Genomic DNA, 18,068 nt, shown 5'->3' on the forward strand with positions numbered 1-18,068 from the left:
GCAGTTCGGATCATGCCTTGCTTTTCTTCGCGGGCGTAGCACTATCGACCGCATCCTCGCGATGCTCGCCGACGCCGAGGTAGATCAGGATCGGGGCCGCGATGAAGATCGAGGTGTAGGTACCGACCAGCACCACGCCGAACATCATCACCGCGGTGAAGCTGTGGATGGCATGGCCGCCGAACAGCAGCAGAGCCAGCAGCGCCAGCGTCACAGTGAAATGGGTGATGATCGAGCGCGACAGCGTCGAGTTGATCGATTCGTTGAGGAGCTGCGGCATCGGCATCTTCTTGTAGCGCCGTAGCATTTCACGGATACGGTCGTAGATAACGACCGTGTCGTTCAGCGAATAGCCCAAAATGGTCAGAAGCGCCGCGATGCTGGTCAGGTCGAAATCAACCTGGCTGATCGACATGAAGCCGATCGTCAGCACGATGTCGTGCACGTTGGCGATCATGGCGCCGAGCGCGAACTGCCACTCGAAGCGGAACCAGAGGTAGACCAGGATCGAGACGATCGCCAGCATCAGGCCGAGCATGCCGTACGCGAGCAATTCGCCCGATACGCGCGGTCCCACCACCTCGACGCGGCGATAGTCGACGGAATCGCCAAGCGCGGTGCGGACCTTCTGCACGGCCTCCTGCTGGGCGGCGTCGCCGCCCGGCTGCTCCGCGACGCGGATCAGGACATCGGCGGGACCACCGAATTGCTGCAACTGGACTTCGCCCAGACGCAAGCCATCCAACGTCGTACGCATCGCCGCGATATCAGCGGTGCCGGACTTGGCCTGCACCTCGAGCAGCGTGCCGCCGCGGAAGTCGATGCCGAAATTCAGGCCATGGGTGAAGAACAGCGTGATCGCGACGATCGACAACGCCGCCGAGATCGGGAAGCTGATGCGGCGGAACCGCGTGAAGTCGAAATGGGTATCGTCGGGGACGATGCGCAGCGACGGCAGCCAGCCGAATGCAGCAACCACGGTGAGAATGGCAATCAGGACGCCGAGCCCGATGAGAACGGTGTGATTCACGATCAGGCTCCTAGATCGGCACGCTCTGCGGCCGCTTCCACCGCACCCACCAGGCCACGATCAGCCGGGTCAGGGTGAAGGCGGTGAACACCGTGGTGATGATGCCGATTCCGAGCGTCACGGCGAAGCCGCGCACCGGACCGGTGCCGATGTAGAACAGCACCGCGGCGGCAATGAAGGTGGTGATGTTGGAATCGAGGATGGTCGCCAGCGCCCGCTTGAAACCGGCATCGATCGCCGAGATCGCGTTGCGGCCGCCACGCAATTCCTCGCGGATGCGCTCGTAGATCAGCACGTTGGAATCGACCGCGATGCCGACGGTGAGCACGATGCCGGCGATGCCGGGCAGCGTCAGCGTCGCGTTGAGCAGCGACAAGAGGCCGAAGATCATGGCGACGTTGATGGCCACCGCGATGTTGGCGAACACGCCGAACAGGCGGTAGGTCAAAAGCATGAAGATGATGACGAGGATCGAGCCGACGTAAGCCGCAAGCTCGCCCTTCTCGATGGAGTCCTGACCGAGGCCCGGACCGACGGTGCGTTCCTCGACCACCGTGAGCGGTGCCGGCAGCGCGCCGGCGCGCAGCAGGATCGCGAGATCGTTGGCCGATTGCACGGTGAAATTGCCGGAGATCTGGCCCTGTCCGCCGGTGATCGGTTCGCGGATCACGGGCGCCGAGATGACCTTGTTGTCGAGCACGATCGCGAAAGGCAGCCCGACGTTCTCTTGCGTGGCCTGCGAGAACTTGCGCGCACCCGACGTATTGAACTTGAAGCTCACGACGGGTTCACTGGTGCGCTGGTCAAAGCTCGCCTGGGCATCGGTCAGATCGCCGCCGGCGACCAGCACCTGCTTCTTGACCACATAGGGCGTGGGCGGCGGCGACGCGCTCATCAGAAGCTCGGATTCCGGCGGCAAACGTCCCTGCTGCGCCTGATCGGGCGGCACAGACGCATCAACCATGCGGAATTCCATCTTCGCGGTCTTGCCGAGCAATTCCTTCAGACGGGTCGGGTCCTGGAGGCCGGGGACCTGCACCAGGATGCGGTCGTTGCCCTGGCGCTGGATGACGGGCTCGACGGTACCGAGTTCGTTGACGCGGCGTTCGACGATCTGGATCGACTGCTCGATGGTCTTGCGCATGCGGTCGAGCATCGCGGCCTGCGGGATGGTAAGGCGGATCACGCCGCCGCCGGCGTCAGTCACCTCCAGGTCGCGCTGACCGCTGGATCCGACCAGTCCGCCCAGCGGCTGGGACAGCTCGCGCAGCTTGGCGAGCGCAGGCTGCAGGTCCGATTCCTTGGTGATCCGAACCTCGGCCGCGTCGTTGCGCACGGTGACGCCGCCGGTGAAGCCGATCTTGGCATCGCGCAGCGTCCGGCGAACGTCGTCGCGGACCTGGTCGAGCCTTTCCTTCTTCACATAGTTGCCGTCGACCTCGAGCAGCAGATAGGAGCCGCCTTGGAGATCGAGGCCGAGCACGAGCCGACGCTGCGCCCAGGCGGGCCAGGTCTTGACCTGCGCTTCGGGAAAGAAGTTCGGGACCGCGCAGAGGCACACGATCAGCGCCGTCAGGATAATCCCGAGCGCCTTCCACCGCGTGAAATACAACATCGACTGGACCTGTCAGATCAGGAGATTTGAGAGACTCGCGGAAGCACTCACTTCGACGCGGCGTCTTCCTTGGCGCTTTCCTTGGATTCCTTGGCCGGCTCGCCCTTGGCGCGCACGCCGGAGACCATCGAGCGCATCTGCCGCACGCGCACGCCATCGGCGATCTCGAATTCGATCTGGTCGTCGTCGACGACCTTGGTGACCTTGCCGACGAGACCGCCCGAGGTCACGACGGTGTCGCCGCGGCGGATGTTCTTCACGAGGTCGGCGTGGTCACGGACCTTCTTCTGCTGCGGACGCAGAATCAGGAAGTACATGATCACGAAGATCAGGGCGAACGGCAGCAGCGACATCAACATGCCGCTGGTGTCGCCGGCGCCCGCAGCCTGGGCATACGCAGGGGTAATCAGCATTCGGACGATCCTCGTGAGAACGGGGGAAAACCGGTCAGGCCCAAATGGCGACCGGTTCGGTCAAATTCGCGCGGACTATAGCGGCCATTGCCCCAATTGCAACGCTGCCAGACCGCCCTTTTAGCCACCTTGCGGCGCGCGCTCAGGCCCGATAAGGCTGCATTCTCAGGAACTTCGGACATGCCCCAAAAACCAAGCAAAAGTCCGGCCGGCAAAGGCCCCCAAACCCCTGCCACGAAGCCAGCCCGCGTCGCGGCAAAACGTCCCAAGGCGGCCCTCAAAGCGGCTTCCAAGACGATTTCCAAGACGACTTCGAAGGCTAACCAAAGCGTTTCCCAGGAGCGCATCGTTCGCGCGCTGGAGACGATTGCGGCGCACCTCTCCGCTCAAGGCAAGCCCGCCGTCGAACGCGAGTCGTTCAAGCAGTCGGATGCTTTCGTCTGGCATCCTGACGGCCGCCTTGCGGCGGTGCCGCGTGTCAGCCGCGTCGAACTGTTCCTGCTCAAGGGCGTCGACCGGATGCGCGACATCCTGATGGAGAACACCGAACGCTTCGCCAACGGATTGCCCGCCAACAACGCACTGCTCTGGGGCGCGCGCGGCATGGGCAAGTCGTCGCTGGTGAAAGCAGCGCATGCCAGCATCAACGCCGAGCGCAAACCGGCCGACAGACTGAAGCTGATCGAGATTCATCGCGAGGACATCGAGAGCCTGCCGGCCCTCATGGAGCAGCTTCGCGCCTCGTCCTTCCGCTTCATCGTGTTCTGCGACGATCTCTCCTTCGACGGCAACGATGCATCCTACAAATCGCTCAAGGCGGTGCTCGAAGGTGGCATCGAGGGTCGGCCGGAGAACGTCATCCTCTACGCCACCTCCAACCGCCGCCATCTGCTGGCGCGCGAGATGATCGAGAACGAGCGCTCGACCGCGATCAATCCCGGCGAAGCCGTCGAGGAGAAGGTCTCGCTGTCGGATCGCTTTGGCCTATGGCTCGGCTTCCACCGCTGCAGCCAGGACGAATATCTCGCCATGGTGCGGGGCTATTGCAGCCATTTCGGCGTCAAGGTCGACGATAACGCGCTGGAGCGCGAGGCACTCGAATGGTCAACGACGCGCGGCTCGCGCTCGGGCCGGGTCGCCTGGCAGTTCGTGCAGGAGCTTGCGGGACGGCTCGGCGTGAAGCTGGCGGCGACGTAGTCAGTCGGGAGCTTTCGCCCTGTACACCACTGTCATTCCCCCCGCGCAGGCGGGGAATCCAGTATTCCAGAGACGGTTTTGATCGATCGAGACGCTGCGGCGTACTGGGTCGCCCGGTCAAGCCGTGCGACGACACCGTGTTTGTTGCGATGGCGCGCCCGACTTCAGGCTCACGCCCCGTTCAGGAATTGAAGCGGGTCAACCGGGCTCGATCCCTTACGGATCTCGAAGTGGAGCTGCGGCGACGCCACCTCCCCGGATTGACCCGACTTGGCAATGACCTGACCGCGCTTGATGGTATCGCCGCGCTTCACCATCAGCTCACTCGCATGGGCATATGCGGTGACGTAGCCGTTGGAGTGCCGAACCAGGACGAGATTGCCATAACCTTTCAGCTCGTTGCCGGAATAGGCAACGACACCGTCTTCAGCCGCCTTGACCGGCGTACCCTCGGGCACCGCAAGATTGATGCCGTCGTTGGACTTGCCATTGGTCTTGGCGCCGTAGCTCGTGACCACCTTGCCACGCACCGGCCAGCGGAAAGTCGGCAACGCGCTGGTGGTCTCCGCAGCTTTCGCCGGAGCTTCCGCGGCCTTCTCCTCGACATTGGCCGTGGCCTGGGCCAGGCGCGCGCTTTGCACCGGCGCGACGGCCGCCATTTTGGTGGCGGGCGCAGGCGCGGCCGCAACGGGCTGCAGCGTTCCCGCGACGGGAGCGGCTCCGACCGGAGCCGCGGCAAGCGGTGCTGCGACAGCGGCGGTCTTGGCGCCGGGCACGGCCAGCCTGGTGCCGAGCTTGAGCTTTGCAGAGGGATCGAGGCGGTTGGCGCGGGCCAATTCGGCCGCCGAGATATGGTTCTTGCGGGCAATGCTGGCGAGCGTGTCGCCGTGGTTCACGAAGTGCGTGCTTGACGGCGCGGCAACGGCCGCAACCGGCCTCGCGGCAGGCGCCAGCGCGGGGGCAGCGGCGACGGGAGCCATGAGCGGCGCGGGCGCGGCGGCCGTAGCCGGGTGCGGGATGATCAGTTGCTGGCCGGGCGAGAGCGCGCGCGGCCCCTTGTAACCGTTGGCGGCGAGGATCGCCTGCGGCGTGACGCGATAGCGTTTGGCAAGCAGGTCGAGCGTATCGCTGGTGCCGACGATGATCTTGGTTCCACCGACCGGCTGGGCGGCTGCGACCGAGCGCGGCGGCACGGTGGCCGTGGTCTCGAGGTGCGGCTGCGCCGGGGGTGCGTAGGAGCCGACACCGCGGCCGCCTCCGGACACGCCGCCTGCGGCAACCGGATAGGATTGCGGCGCGGACACCGCCGGCGGCAAAGGCTGCGACTGATAATAACCGGGCTGCGTCTGCGGCCGCGAATATTGCGGCAATTCACGCTGCGGCGGCGGTGCCTGCTGCACCGAACCGGTCGATTCCTGCGCGAAGGGATTGGAGAAGTTCGACTGGGACATGCGCGACGACATGTCGGCGCTGCACCCTGCGAAGCTGAAGGAGATCAGCGCCAGCACCGCGACCTGCGGCACACGGCGCGAGTAAAGCAACTCGGCGGCAACGGACATGGTTACTCACTCGTACGCAACAGAACTGGTGTTTTAAGTAAACACGCGCCGAGTAAATAACGGCTTAACCCTCCCAATAAGATGTTGGCAGCACAGCCAATCCGGAATTCTACAGCTCCCGCGCCACGCCGGGCAGCGCCGGCACGAACCGGACCTCGACGAGTTCCTTGCGCTCGATCCCGGCTTCGGTCCGGCTCAGGCGGATCAGCGTCTGCACGCCCTGATGCGGGCCGACGGGCGCGATCAGGATGCCGCCCACCTCCAGCCGCTCGACCAGGTTGTCCGGGAGTTGCTCCATCGCGGCCGTGACGATGATGCGGTCGAACGGTCCGATATTGGGAGGCAGATTGAGTCCGTCGCCCAGCATCACCTCAACGTTATGATAGTTGAGCTTTTCAAGCCTGATACGTGCGGCATCCGCAAGCTTGCGGTAGCGCTCGACCGTCAACACCTGGCCAGCGAGCCGCGACAGCACCGCCGCCTGGTAGCCCGAGCCGGCGCCGATTTCGAGCACGCTGTGCTTCTTCTGAAGCTGGAGCTGCTCGGTCATGTAGGCGACGACGAAGGGCTGGCTGATGGTCTGCCCGCAGGCGATCGGCAGCGCACTGTCGCGATAGGCGCCGTCGCGATCGGCGTCGTCGACGAATTGATCGCGCGGCACCTCCTCCATGGCCCGCAAGACCGCCTGGTCGCTGATGCCCCGACGCCTCAGCGTGAGCTGAAACATCATCTTTTCCGGCGGGTGCTGATGGGAGGTCATTGCCTGCTTGCGCTGTCTTTTGGTGTCCGGGACGCCAACCTAGGCCGCGAGATTCTTGTTCCGGCTTAGGGAACCCATGATAGGCTTCGGATGGCGTAGTTGACCACAAATTGGCTTGCAACGGGCGAGCCGCGACGGCCATTTTCAGGCATCCGTTCGTCGAAACGCGCATTGCGTCGATTCATGTTATCTGCGAACGTTTTTGGCGATGGGCAAGGACTCGACCATGACTGCGACGGGGCTTACCGGCCGCTCTGTATTCCTCGTCGAAGACGAGGTGATGATCAGGATGATGGTCGCAGACATGCTCGAAGAGCTTGGCTACAAGATCGCGGCCGAGGCTGGCGACATCACCGAAGCCATGCGGCTCGCCCAGGCAACCGAGTTCGACATTGCCATTCTCGACGTCAACGTCAACGGCAAGGTCATCTCGCCGGTCGCCGATGTCATCAAGGCGAAGGGCTGCCCGTTCATCTTCGCCACCGGATACGGTTCCTCCGGCCTGCCCGAGCAGTACCGCGATCGGCCGGCGCTTCAGAAGCCGTTTCAGCTCGATGCCCTCGGCAAGACCATCGAAGCCGCGCTTCGCGGCGGCTAGGCTACTTCAGCGTCGCACTCAACGCCTCGGAAAACGCCTCGTTGGTCCGGTCGAGCCTGAGCGGCGTGACGGAGACGTAGCGTTCGCGGAGCGCCGCGAGATCGGTGCCATCGGCCGGCGTATCCATCATCGCGGTGCGCTCGAAGCCGATCCAGAAATAGGGATTTCCACGGCCGTCCCTGCGCTCGTCGATCTTGAGGAATCCGAGATTGCGCTTGCCCTGCCGGGTCACGCGGATGCCCAGCACATCCTCCGGCGCGCAGGCCGGGAAGTTGACGTTGATGACGGTGTCCTTTGGGATCCCGGCGGCGATCACCTTGCGCAGGATGTCGGGCCCGAATTTACGCGCGGTGTCCCACAGCGGCCGGTCGCGGGTCTCGACGCTGAATTCCTGCGACAGCGCGAACGACGGCAGCCCCAGGATGGTGCCTTCCAGCGCGCCGGCGATGGTGCCGGAATAGACCACGTCCTCGGCGACGTTGCGGCCCTTGTTGACGCCGGACAGCACGACATCGGGCAGCTTGGCGCCGAGGATGTGGCGCGCGCCCATGATGACGCAGTCGGTCGGCGTGCCGCGCACCGCGAAGTGCCGCGGACCGACCTCGCGCAGACGCAGCGGATCGTTCAGCGACAGCGAATGCGACACGCCGGACTGGTCGAGCTCAGGCGCGACCACCCAGACGTCACCGGACAATGCGCGCGCGATCTCCTCCAGGACCTTGAGGCCGGGGGCGTGGATGCCGTCGTCATTGGTGCAGAGAATGCGCATGGGAAAGGTCGATTCCTGAAGCGGGTCTCAGCCGTCTTATCCGGCCGGGGCCTATCAGGCAAACCGGCCGACCGGGACCGGACCCCCGTTGCCGGCTTGGCCGACTATCGGCGGACGCGCCATTGCGGCAGAAAGCGCGCCAGCCGGCCCTCCGCGTGCAATTTCATCGCCGGCACGACAGGGCTCACGATCGGTGCCTCGATGACGCCGAGCGCCTCCAGCTGTGCGACGAACGGGTCCGCCACCGGCGCCTGCGGAAAGCGCTCGCGTGCCAGCGTCAGTGCCTGGTCGAAATCCACGGCATTCACACCGGGCTTGGCCCGCCGGCTCTGGATCAGATCGTCGTCCCAGAGCCGCGTGATCTCGATGTCGAGCACGCCACGCAGCCGCTGATCGACGGCCTGGATGCCGGCACCCGTCACCGCCCATTGTCTGCCGACCCAGAAGATGTCGCGGTGCAAGGCCATGAACGATGGGTTCGCGTTGTCGGGTGGCCGGCAGGATAACCGGCCGCCCGATCTTCGCAACCAAACGTTTCTCCATTTCAGATGGGCAACGCGCCTAGTCGCGTGCGACCACCTTAAGCCCGCCCATATAGGGCTGGAGCACGCTGGGGACCGCAATCGAGCCGTCCTCCTGCTGATAGGTCTCCATCACGGCGATCAGCGCGCGGCCGAGCGCGGTGCCGGAGCCGTTGAGCGTGTGCACGAACCGCGGCTTGCCATCGGGGCCGCGCGAGCGCGCGTCCATCCGGCGGGCCTGGAAATCGCCACACACGGAGCAGCTCGAGATCTCGCGGAATGCCCCGCCGTCGCCCTGGCCCGGCATCCAGACCTCGATGTCATAGGTTTTTTGCGACGAAAAACCCATATCCCCGGTGCACAGCGTCATCACGCGGTAATGCAGGTCGAGCCGCCGCAGCACTTCCTCGGCACAGGCGAGCATGCGCTCGTGCTCGTCCTTGCTCGTCTCCGGCGTCGTGATCGAGACCAGTTCGACCTTGGTGAACTGGTGCTGCCGGATCATGCCTCGGGTGTCGCGCCCAGCGGCGCCCGCCTCCGCGCGAAAACATGGCGTCAGCGCGGTCAGCCGCATCGGCAGCTGCTTTTCGTCGAGGATGGATTCGCGGACGAGATTGGTGAGCGCCACCTCCGCGGTCGGAATGATCCCGAGACGCTCGGTCCGGAGCCGCTCATGGTCGGGCGCGGCTAGCAATTCGCCCTTGATCGCCCAGAACTGGTCGTCCTCGAACTTCGGCAATTGTCCGGTGCCAAACATGATCTCGTTGCGCACGAGCAGCGGCGGATTGATCTCGGTATAGCCGTGCTCGTCGACGTGTAGATTCAGCATGAACTGACCGAGAGCGCGTTCGAGCCGCGCCAGCCCCTTCTTCAGCACGACGAAGCGCGCACCGGAGAGCTTTGCCGCCGTCTCGAAGTCCATGTCACCGAGCGCGGCGCCCAGATCGTCATGGGGTTTTGGCGCGAACGCGTACTCGCGCTTCTTGCCAAAGACATGGCGCTGCACATTGCCGTGCTCGTCCACACCATCGGGCACCTCGGCGAGCGGCAGATTGGGGATCGCCGCCAGCTCCTTGGCTAGCTCGTCGTCGGCAGCCTTCGCGGTTGCCTCGAGCTCCGGCATCGTCGTCTTGAGCTCGGCGACCTCCGCCATCAGCATTGCCGCGCGCGCCTCGTCCTTGGCCTTCTTGGCATCGCCGATTTCCTTGGAGGCCGCATTGCGCCGCGCCTGCGCCTGCTCGGACGCCAGGATCGCCGCCCGCCGCGTCTCGTCGATCGCAAGCAGCGATGCCGACAACGGCTTCAGGCCGCGTCGGGCGAGGCCGGCGTCGAAGGCTTGCGGGTTGTCGCGGATCGATTTGATGTCGTGCATGGCCGTGGTCCTGGGGCTTGTTGCAACCCTGCAAATCCGGGATTTGCATTCATGCAAATGGCTGCTTCCCCTAGCACGGCTGTCATCGCCCGCGAAAGCGGGCGATCCAGTATTCCAGAGACATCACTGATTCCCCGATAGGCCGCGGCGTACTGGATTCCCCGCCTGCGCGGGGAATGACAGCGAGGGGTGTGCCCCTACTCCGCCGGATTAGCCGGCGTCGATACGTCGGTGCCGCTAGAGGCTTGCGAAGCTGCCGCCTTCTTCTCCACGATCCCCACCGCGATGATCGAGCCCTCGTAGAGCAAGAGCAAGGGGATCGCGAGCGAGCACTGGCTGAGAACGTCGGGCGGGGTCAGAACGGCCGCGATGACGAAGGCGATGACGATGAAATAGCGGCGCTTCTCGCGCAGCATTTTTGACGTGACGATGCCGATACGGCCGAGCAGCGTCAGGATCACCGGAAGCTGGAAGGCGATGCCGAAGGCGAAGATCAGCGACATCATCAGCGACAGATATTCGCCGACCTTGGGCAGCAGCTGAATCTGCGCGGTCTCGTCACTGCCGGCCTGCTGCATACCGAGCGAGAAGCGGACCAGCATCGGCAGCACGACGAAATAGACCAGTGCTGCGCCCAGCACGAAGAAGAACGGGGTCGCGACCAGATACGGCAGGAAGGCCTGCTTTTCGTGCTTGTAGAGGCCCGGAGCGACGAACTTGTAGATCTGCGTCGCGACGATCGGGAACGAGATGAAGCCGGCGCCGAACAGCGCGAGCTTGAGCTGAGTGATGAAATATTCCAGCAGCGCCGTGTAGATGAATTTCGAATTCTCGGGACCAGCGACCCACACGAACGGCCAGACCAGCACGTTGTAGATCTGCTTGGCGAAGAAGAAGCAGAAGATGAAGGCAATGCCGAATCCGAGCAGCGCTTTGATCAGCCGCGAACGCAGCTCGATCAAATGGTCCATCAGGGGAGCTTTGCTGGCCTCGATATCGGCGGCGCTCATGACGCTTTGGCGTCCTTGATGGCCTCGGCCGGCGCAGTGTCCTGGGTAACCGAACCTTGCGCGACCGAACCTTGCGCGACCTGCGCCTGCTCGACCTCACGCGTGATGGCGAGCGGCTCGTTCACGGCCGCATGTGCCTCGGCTTCCACGAAGGTCTCGGGCGTCGGCGCTTCCGGTGTGGTGGGCGTCGCCGGCAAGTCGCTTGAAGTCGCCGACGGTTCGATATCGGTGGTGCTCGAGGTCTCGGCCGGCTTGTCCAGCGCATCGACGCGGAGCGCGTCGCTGACGTCCTTCTGAAGCGAGGTCATCAGATTGTTGCCGGCAAAGCCGGAAGCCGCTTCCTTGACCTCGTCGAAGCTCTTCTTGAGGTCGGCCATCTCGGCTTCGCGCATCGCTTCCTGGAACTGGCCCTGGAATTCGGCGGCCATCTTGCGCGCCTTGCCCATCCACTGCCCGACCATGCGCAGCACGCCCGGCAGCTCTTTCGGGCCGATGGCGATCAGGGCCACGACCCCGATCAGGACCAGTTCACTCCACCCGATGTCGAACATGAGGTCTTCCGTTCACGCCAGCCGCAGCCGGCCCAATCCCTCGCGCGCAGGATCGGGTCCGCTACCCGCGTCTCGCGTGCTCTCTGGCTTAGACGGCCTTGCTGCCGACGTCGGACCGTGCCGCGGTTGGCGCGGCATTGTTGTGCTCGATGGACTTGGCCGGCTCGGGCTTGTCGGCGACCTTGTCGTCGTCCTGCATGCCCTTCTTGAACGCCTTGATGCCCTGCGCCACGTCGCCCATCAGATCCGAAATCTTGCCGCGACCGAACAGCAGCAGGACCACTGCGATCACCAGGACCCAGTGCCAAATGCTGAGTGAACCCATCCTGCAACCCTCCAAACGCGCATGGCCGGGGACCCGGCCGATCTTCACCGAAACCTAGGCTTGGCAGGTGTCAAAAACAAGGACCAAGGCAGCGCCAATTCGCTGTTGGCGCTACGTAATTTTGCTAGTGTTAACTGGTCGCAGGGGGCCCGTAATAGGCCGGGACATCAGTCTTCGCTGCCGCCCTGGCCGCCCTCATTGCCGCCTTCCGGCGGCGTCTCGGGCTCGACAGCAGGCGCCAACGCGAGATCAAGGTCCTCGCCCGGTTCCAACGGATCCTCGTCCTCACGCAAAGTCGGGTCATCCGACGGCGTCGGCACGCTGAATCCGGTCGGCAGGCGCGAATCCAGGAGCCCCGTGCCCTTCAGCTCCTCCAGACCCGGCAGATCGCCGAGCTGTTCCAGAGTGAACTGCGACAGGAAGTCCTCGGTGGTTCCGAAGGTCAAGGGACGGCCCGGCGTCTTGCGACGGCCACGCGGCTTGATCCAGCCGGTTTCCAGCAGCACGTCCAGGGTGCCCTTCGAGGTGATGACGCCGCGAATTTCCTCGATCTCGGCGCGCGTCACCGGCTGGTGATAGGCGATGATCGCCAGCACCTCGATTGCGGCGCGCGACAGGCGGCGGGTCTCGGTGCTCTCGCGGGTCATCAGCCAGGCGAGATCGCCCGCGGTGCGGAAGGTCCATTTGTTGGCGACCCGCACGAGATTCACGCCGCGCAGGGAATAGTCGGCCTGCAACTGCTCGAGCGCGGCCTTCACGTCCACGCCCTCGGGCATGCGCTTGGCCAGCGTCGCGGTATCCAGCGGTTCATTCGAAGCGAACAGCAGCGCTTCCAGCAGCCGCAATTCTTCGGGACGTGCCTGGGACTCGTTCTCCATCGGCTCGGCCTCTTCTACCCGCACTTCAGCCAGGCTTGCCATGGCAGATTCTCCTTGTTGCACTTAAGCGACCGGCGCATCGGGCGCAGGAGCTGCGTCCATGACCGGCTTGGGGCGCCCCTTCCGGAAATAGATGGGCGCAAACGCCTCTTTCTGATTCAGCTCGAGCTGACCTTCGCGCACCAGCTCGAGCGCAGCCGCGAAACTCGAGGCGAGCACCGTCGCGCGCTGCGTCGGATCGGCGACATGCTGAAGCAGAAAATCGTCGAGAACGCCCCAATCGTCTTGCTCGCTGATGCTGCCGACCAGCCGCTCCAGCGTGGCGCGCGCCTCGGCGAGCGACCACACCGTGCGCTTGGCCAGATGCACGCTCGCCAGCACGCGCGACTGGCGCTGCGCGGCATAGGCGGTGAGCAGGTCATAGAGCGTTGCGGTGTATTTCGGATGCTTGATCTCGGCGATCTGCTCGGGCTCACCGCGCGGAAAGATGTCGCGCAGCAATTGCTGCCGATTCATCAGCCGGTTGGCGGCTTCACGAATGGCCTCCAGCCGGCGCAGGCGGTTGGCGAGCGCCGTCGCCATCTGCTCGGCGCTGGGGCCTTCCGCACTCGGCGGCTCCGGCAGCAGCAGGCGCGATTTCAGGAAGGCGAGCCAGGCCGCCATCACGAGATAGTCGGCGGCAAGCTCCAGGCGGATCTTTCGCGCGGCTTCGATGAAGTGGAGATACTGGTCGGCGAGCGCCAGGATCGAGATCTTGGCGAGATCGACCTTCTGCTGCCGCGCCAGCGCGAGCAGCAGGTCGAGCGGACCTTCATAGCCCTCGACGTCCACCACCAAAGCCGGCTCACCCTCGGCGAGCTCTGCGGGCCGCCCGGTTTCAAACGATAGGATTTCTGCGGTCATGCCGATGCCGTGTTTGCCCGTGCGATCAATGCGTCCAGTTCGGCGCGTGCGGCCGCGCGATCGAACGGTTGCGGTCCTTTACGCGCCGCGAGCGCGGCGTTCGCGCGCTCCAGCGCCCTGCCCGCCAGTTCGGGTGTCTGGCCGGCGACCTCACGCATCTCTTCGATGTTGCCGTTGCAATGCAGGGCCATGTCGCAACCAGCCGCAAAAATCGCGCGGGTCCGCTCGGCGATATTGCCCGACAGCGCGTTCATCGACACGTCATCACTCATTAACAAACCCTGGAACCCGATTGTGCCGCGAATCACCTCAGCGATCATTGTCGCAGATGTCGTCGCCGGATGGGCGGGGTCGACCGCGCTAAACACAACATGTGCAGTCATGGCCATCGGCAAATCCGCCAACGGTTTGAATGCCGCGAAGTCGGTGCGATCGAGCTCGTCTCGCGATGTGTCGACCGTCGGCAGCTTGAAATGGGTATCGGCCGTCGCTCGGCCATGGCCGGGGATGTGCTTGAGAACCGGCAGCACGCCACCCTCTTCCAGGCCTTCGGTGACCGCGCGAGCGATCGCGGCGACCTTTCCCGGTTCGGTGCCGTAAGCCCTGTTCCCGATGACGGCGTCGGCGCCAGCCACCGGCACGTCAGCCAGCGGCAAGCAGTCCACGGTAATGCCGAGATCTGCGAGATCGGCCGCGATCAGCCGGGCGCTGAGGCGCGCCGCGGTCAGCCCGAGCGCCGAATCAATATCGTAGAGGCCTGCGAAAATTGCGCCCGGCGGATAGGCCGGCCAATGCGGCGGCCCCAGGCGCTGCACCCGTCCGCCTTCCTGGTCGATCAGGACAGGGGCATCAGGAAAGCCTGCGACCGCCCGCAATTCCGCAACGAGTGCAGCAACTTGAGCCGGCGTCTCGACGTTGCGCTTGAAGAGGATGAAGCCCCATGGGCGTTCGCTGCGGATAAACTCCCGCTCGGCGGCGGTTAGTTCCGTTCCGGAAACGCCGGTAATGAAGGCCCGCGTGCTCATACGGCCGATTAACCCTGACCCGCGAGAGGGTCAAGGAAACGGCCGTTAATTCCTCTGGACGAAGCAGGCAGACAGGCCAGCGGATTTCAAACTGTTGCAGGCCTGGTTCGCCTCTTCGAGCGAGCCGTAGGGCCCAGCGAAGGCGCGGTAGACGATTCCCTTGCCCTTGTCGGTCAGGTCGACCCGCTTGACCACCGGTGCGCGGGAGCCAAGCACGCTGCCGTACTTGCTCTGAAGCACCCGGTAGGAGGCGTGGGCGCTATCCTCGGTCTGCTGCGAGGAGACCTGCACGACGTAGCCGCCGCCACCGCTGCTCGGGGGCGCAATTTGCGTCGGATTGGTCGCAGCCATCCGCTGCGGCGGCTCCGCAGCCGGCGCCGATTGCGGCGACAGCGAGAGCGGCTGATTGGCGCTGGCATTGGCCGAGGTCGGCGGCGTGCGCGGTGCAGCCGGTGCCGCAACGGGCTTCGGGAGAGCTGCCGGCTTCGCGGCCGTGGCGGCTTGCGACGCCGTGGCATCGGTCTGATCGCCCTTCACGGCCACAGTCCTGATCGCGCGTGGCGAATTGTTCGGCAGCGTGCCGTTGCTCGGGATCGGCCCCGCACTCGACGCCGGGATGCTGGACGGCGACACGCTCGCGACCGGTGGCGGGTTCGCGTTCTGGTTCAGCGGAGGGAATACCACGCGGGGACCTCCCGCCTTGGCATTGACGTCGACAGGCGCCTCCTCGCGCGGCACGATCTTCTCGGTGCCATCACCGGTGACCATGCGGTCCGGCACCTTGGCCGAGGAGTCCGACGGCGCCGGCACGATTTTGGTCGGCGTGTTGTCGGCCTTGATGATCGGCGGCTCGCCGCTGCGGGGCGAGCCCACATAGGTCTTGTAGGCGAACGCAGCGCCGGTCCCGACCACGGCAAGCGCCAGGATCGCCGCGACCGTCATCATGCCGCCGCGCTGCTTCTTCGGCTCGTCGAGGTCGGCCTCGGGGTAGTCGCTCTGGAATGCGTAAGGATCGTCGGGATAGGCGGGATCGCGCTGATAGTCCTGCTCGCCCGCCTCCAGCCGTCCGTAGAGCGCATCGTCATAGCGCGCCGGATCGGGCTGCTGATAGGCCTGCTCCTGGTAAGCCTGGTCGTGCTGCTGGTAGGCCTGATCCTGATAGGCAGGAGCTTGATAGACAGGAGCTTGATAGGCCTGATCCGGATAGGCCTGCGGCTGACGAAAATCAGGTTCGGGCTCGGGCGCAGTCGGCTGGGCTGAATAACGATGCAGTGGATGAACCGGGTTTACGGAAGCGGGATAGGCAGGCTCAGATGGCGCCGTCTGCGGCTGCACATTGGCGCGCCGCATCCATGAGGGCGGTCCGGGCGGTGGCGCCTGCTCGGCATAATCCTGCTGGCCATCGTCCTGGCGGTAGTCGTCGTCCTGATAGCTCTGGGCGGGCGCAGGCGGTGCAGGCGGCTGCGCACCCGGCCGCCCTTGCGCTGCGAACGGATCGGTCTGCCCGATCAGGCGGGCAAGTTCGGCCAAGGGATCGCCGCCCCCATGCTGATCGCCACCGCGACCATAGTCATCGGAAGGAAACGGTCTGTCCTGATATCGTTCGGCCATCGTGATGATGCGTCCCTTCGGGAAAGCCGCGCGCCCCTCGACCAAGGCACGGCCTTCGACCCACAAGGCTTTCAACCAAGTCTAAGCGATCCGGCTTCTGCCGGTTACCCCCGAAATCTCTTAAGTAGTTCGCCCCAAACTACCGCATCTCGTCCGGAGCATGGACGCCGAGGATGGCGAGGCCCGATGCCAGGACAGAGACGACGCCCTGGACCATGGCCAGCCGCGCCTTCGTTAGATCTGCATCATTATTGATAATGAAGCGTAAATAGGGCAAATCGCGCCCCTTCGTCCAAAGTGCGTGAAATTCACTCGCTAAGTCATAGAGATAGAAAGCAATTCGGTGCGGCTCGTGGGCGCTTGCCGCCGCTTCCAGCATGCGCGGAAAAATTGCGAGCCGCTTAAGAAGGTCGAGTTCAGCCGGGTCCGACAGCCGTTCCACGGCCGACTCACCGAGCCAGGCGATGCGCTTTTCGGTTTCCTCCGGGAGTTCCGGGAACACCTCGGCCCGGGCGTTGCGGAAGATCGAATGGCCGCGGGCGTGGCCGTACTGGACATAGAACACCGGGTTGTCGCGCGACTGTTCCATGACCTTGGCGAGGTCGAAGTCGAGCACCGCGTCGTTCTTGCGGTAGAGCATCATGAAGCGGACAGCGTCCTGGCCGACTTCATCCACCACCTCACGCAAGGTGACGAAGTCCCCGCTCCGCTTGGACATTTTCACCGGCTCGCCGTTGCGCAGCAATTTCACGAGCTGGACGATCTTGACGTCGAGCGCCCCCTTGCCGGAGGTCGTCGCCTTCACCGCCGCCTGCATGCGCTTGATGTAGCCGCCATGGTCGGCGCCCCAGACGTCGATCATCTCCGCGAAACCACGGTCGAACTTGTTCTTGTGGTAGGCGATGTCGGCGGCGAAGTAGGTGTAGGAATTATCCGACTTGATCAGCGGGCGATCGACGTCGTCGCCATAGGCGGTCGCCTTGAACAGCAACTGCTCGCGATCTTCCCAATCCTCGGCCGGGGCGCCCTTTGGCGGCGGCAGACGGCCCTGGTAGATGTCGCCCTTGGCGCGCAGGAAATCGATGGTCTCGGCGACCTTGTTGTTGCCGGCGTCCTGCAGCGAGCGTTCGGAGAAGAACACATCGTGACGGATGTTGAGCGCGGCGAGATCGTCCTTGATCTCGTCCATCATCATCGCGATGGCCTTGGCTCGCACCGTCGGCAGCCACGCGCCCTCGCTCATTGCGAGGAGCTTGCCGCCGTGCTCCTGCGCCAGCGCTTGCCCGACCGGCTTCAGATAGTCGCCGGGATAGAGGCCTTCCGGGATCGCGCCGATGTCCTCGCCGAGCGCCTCGCGATATCTGAGGAACGCGGAGCGGGCGAGCACGTCTACCTGCGCGCCGGCGTCGTTGATGTAATATTCGCGCGTGACGTCACGGCCCGCGAACTCGAGCAGGCTCGCCAGCGCGTCGCCGAACACGGCGCCGCGGCAATGGCCGACATGCATCGGTCCGGTCGGGTTGGCGGAGACATATTCGACGTTGATCTTGGAGCCGCCGCGGACGCGGCCGTAATCGGCGCCCTCGCGCAGCACGGTCCGTAGCGCCTCGGCCCATGCGGCCGGCTTCAGCGTCAGGTTGATGAAGCCGGGACCGGCGACGTCGACCTTGGCGATCAGGGCATCCGCGCGCAGCCGTTCGGCGATCTGCTCGGCGAGATCGCGCGGCTTTGCCTTTGCCTCTTTCGCAAGCACCATGGCCGCGTTGGTCGCCATGTCGCCGTGGGAGGCATCGCGCGGCGGCTCGACCACCACGCGCGAGAAATCGATGCCCTCGGGCCAGCTGGCTTCCGCCGCGAGCGCGCGGCAGACCGCGTGCACGCGTGCGAGCACGTCGGCGAACAGGTGCAGTGCTGAGGATGTGTCGGGCATG

General features: G+C 64.7%; 18 protein-coding genes. 2 read left to right on the forward strand and 16 right to left on the reverse strand.

Features of this window, described 5'->3' with window-relative positions; translation table 11 throughout:
- Positions 1 to 10: 10 nt before the first annotated feature.
- From secF to yajC, 3 genes are read right to left on the reverse strand one after another with little or no spacing between them, the layout of a single operon-like run.
- On the reverse strand, positions 11 to 1,030 hold the full coding sequence (gene secF, locus ABIB66_RS20065) for a protein translocase subunit SecF (RefSeq protein WP_275171196.1): 1,020 nt from the start codon (positions 1,028 to 1,030) through the stop codon (positions 11 to 13).
- A 10-nt stretch (positions 1,031 to 1,040) separates the two neighbouring features.
- A complete protein-coding gene (secD, locus tag ABIB66_RS20070; protein WP_354210086.1) occupies positions 1,041 to 2,645 on the reverse strand; it encodes a protein translocase subunit SecD in 1,605 nt (534 codons plus the stop codon).
- A gap of 47 nt (positions 2,646 to 2,692) precedes the next feature.
- Positions 2,693 to 3,058: a preprotein translocase subunit YajC gene (gene yajC, locus ABIB66_RS20075; RefSeq protein ID WP_007610701.1), complete on the reverse strand. Its 366-nt coding sequence runs from the start codon at positions 3,056 to 3,058 to the stop codon at positions 2,693 to 2,695.
- 180 nt (positions 3,059 to 3,238) lie between these two features.
- On the opposite strand from yajC, the gene ABIB66_RS20080 reads away from it, so the two are divergent.
- A complete protein-coding gene (locus ABIB66_RS20080) occupies positions 3,239 to 4,255 on the forward strand; it encodes an ATP-binding protein (RefSeq protein WP_354210087.1) in 1,017 nt (338 codons plus the stop codon).
- 170 nt (positions 4,256 to 4,425) lie between these two features.
- On the opposite strand, the gene ABIB66_RS20085 is transcribed toward ABIB66_RS20080, so the two are convergent.
- A complete protein-coding gene (locus tag ABIB66_RS20085; protein ID WP_275171199.1) occupies positions 4,426 to 5,814 on the reverse strand; it encodes a LysM peptidoglycan-binding domain-containing M23 family metallopeptidase in 1,389 nt (462 codons plus the stop codon).
- Positions 5,815 to 5,923: 109 nt separating this feature from the next.
- On the reverse strand, positions 5,924 to 6,574 hold the full coding sequence (locus ABIB66_RS20090) for a protein-L-isoaspartate(D-aspartate) O-methyltransferase (protein ID WP_354210088.1): 651 nt from the start codon (positions 6,572 to 6,574) through the stop codon (positions 5,924 to 5,926).
- 226 nt (positions 6,575 to 6,800) lie between these two features.
- Between ABIB66_RS20090 and ABIB66_RS20095 the strand changes: the two genes are divergently transcribed.
- Complete coding sequence (locus ABIB66_RS20095; RefSeq protein ID WP_007590670.1) at positions 6,801 to 7,172, forward strand: response regulator; 372 nt, start codon at positions 6,801 to 6,803, stop codon at positions 7,170 to 7,172.
- Between the two features lies 1 nt (position 7,173).
- Here the strand turns inward: ABIB66_RS20095 and surE are convergent, their stop codons facing one another.
- From surE to argS, 11 genes are all read right to left on the reverse strand, one after another.
- Positions 7,174 to 7,941 carry a 5'/3'-nucleotidase SurE gene (gene surE, locus ABIB66_RS20100; RefSeq protein ID WP_354210089.1) on the reverse strand — a complete coding sequence of 256 codons (768 nt, stop codon included), beginning with the start codon at positions 7,939 to 7,941 and terminating at the stop codon, positions 7,174 to 7,176.
- Positions 7,942 to 8,045: 104 nt separating this feature from the next.
- On the reverse strand, positions 8,046 to 8,408 hold the full coding sequence (locus tag ABIB66_RS20105; protein ID WP_354255344.1) for a hypothetical protein: 363 nt from the start codon (positions 8,406 to 8,408) through the stop codon (positions 8,046 to 8,048).
- Between the two features lie 94 nt (positions 8,409 to 8,502).
- Complete coding sequence (serS, locus tag ABIB66_RS20110) at positions 8,503 to 9,834, reverse strand: serine--tRNA ligase (RefSeq protein WP_354210091.1); 1,332 nt, start codon at positions 9,832 to 9,834, stop codon at positions 8,503 to 8,505.
- A gap of 197 nt (positions 9,835 to 10,031) precedes the next feature.
- Complete coding sequence (gene tatC / locus ABIB66_RS20115; RefSeq protein WP_354059181.1) at positions 10,032 to 10,844, reverse strand: twin-arginine translocase subunit TatC; 813 nt, start codon at positions 10,842 to 10,844, stop codon at positions 10,032 to 10,034.
- Positions 10,841 to 11,395 carry a Sec-independent protein translocase protein TatB gene (gene tatB / locus ABIB66_RS20120; protein WP_354210092.1) on the reverse strand — a complete coding sequence of 185 codons (555 nt, stop codon included), beginning with the start codon at positions 11,393 to 11,395 and terminating at the stop codon, positions 10,841 to 10,843. Before tatB ends, tatC begins: the two co-directional genes overlap by 4 nt.
- Before the next feature lie 88 nt (positions 11,396 to 11,483).
- A complete protein-coding gene (locus ABIB66_RS20125) occupies positions 11,484 to 11,720 on the reverse strand; it encodes a twin-arginine translocase TatA/TatE family subunit (RefSeq protein WP_007610722.1) in 237 nt (78 codons plus the stop codon).
- Positions 11,721 to 11,887: 167 nt separating this feature from the next.
- Entirely contained in the window at positions 11,888 to 12,640 is a 753-nt protein-coding gene (scpB, locus tag ABIB66_RS20130) for an SMC-Scp complex subunit ScpB (protein WP_354210093.1), read from the reverse strand.
- A 21-nt stretch (positions 12,641 to 12,661) separates the two neighbouring features.
- A complete protein-coding gene (locus tag ABIB66_RS20135) occupies positions 12,662 to 13,501 on the reverse strand; it encodes a segregation and condensation protein A (RefSeq protein WP_007590654.1) in 840 nt (279 codons plus the stop codon).
- A complete protein-coding gene (nagZ, locus tag ABIB66_RS20140; RefSeq protein ID WP_354210094.1) occupies positions 13,498 to 14,526 on the reverse strand; it encodes a beta-N-acetylhexosaminidase in 1,029 nt (342 codons plus the stop codon). Before nagZ ends, ABIB66_RS20135 begins: the two co-directional genes overlap by 4 nt.
- A gap of 45 nt (positions 14,527 to 14,571) precedes the next feature.
- Positions 14,572 to 16,137 carry an SPOR domain-containing protein gene (locus tag ABIB66_RS20145; protein ID WP_354210111.1) on the reverse strand — a complete coding sequence of 522 codons (1,566 nt, stop codon included), beginning with the start codon at positions 16,135 to 16,137 and terminating at the stop codon, positions 14,572 to 14,574.
- A 139-nt stretch (positions 16,138 to 16,276) separates the two neighbouring features.
- A complete protein-coding gene (argS, locus tag ABIB66_RS20150; RefSeq protein ID WP_354210095.1) occupies positions 16,277 to 18,067 on the reverse strand; it encodes an arginine--tRNA ligase in 1,791 nt (596 codons plus the stop codon).
- Position 18,068: the final 1 nt, after the last annotated feature.

Origin of the sequence: Bradyrhizobium sp. F1.13.3 (genome assembly GCF_040548265.1) — a bacterium.
GTDB lineage: Bacteria > Pseudomonadota > Alphaproteobacteria > Rhizobiales > Xanthobacteraceae > Bradyrhizobium.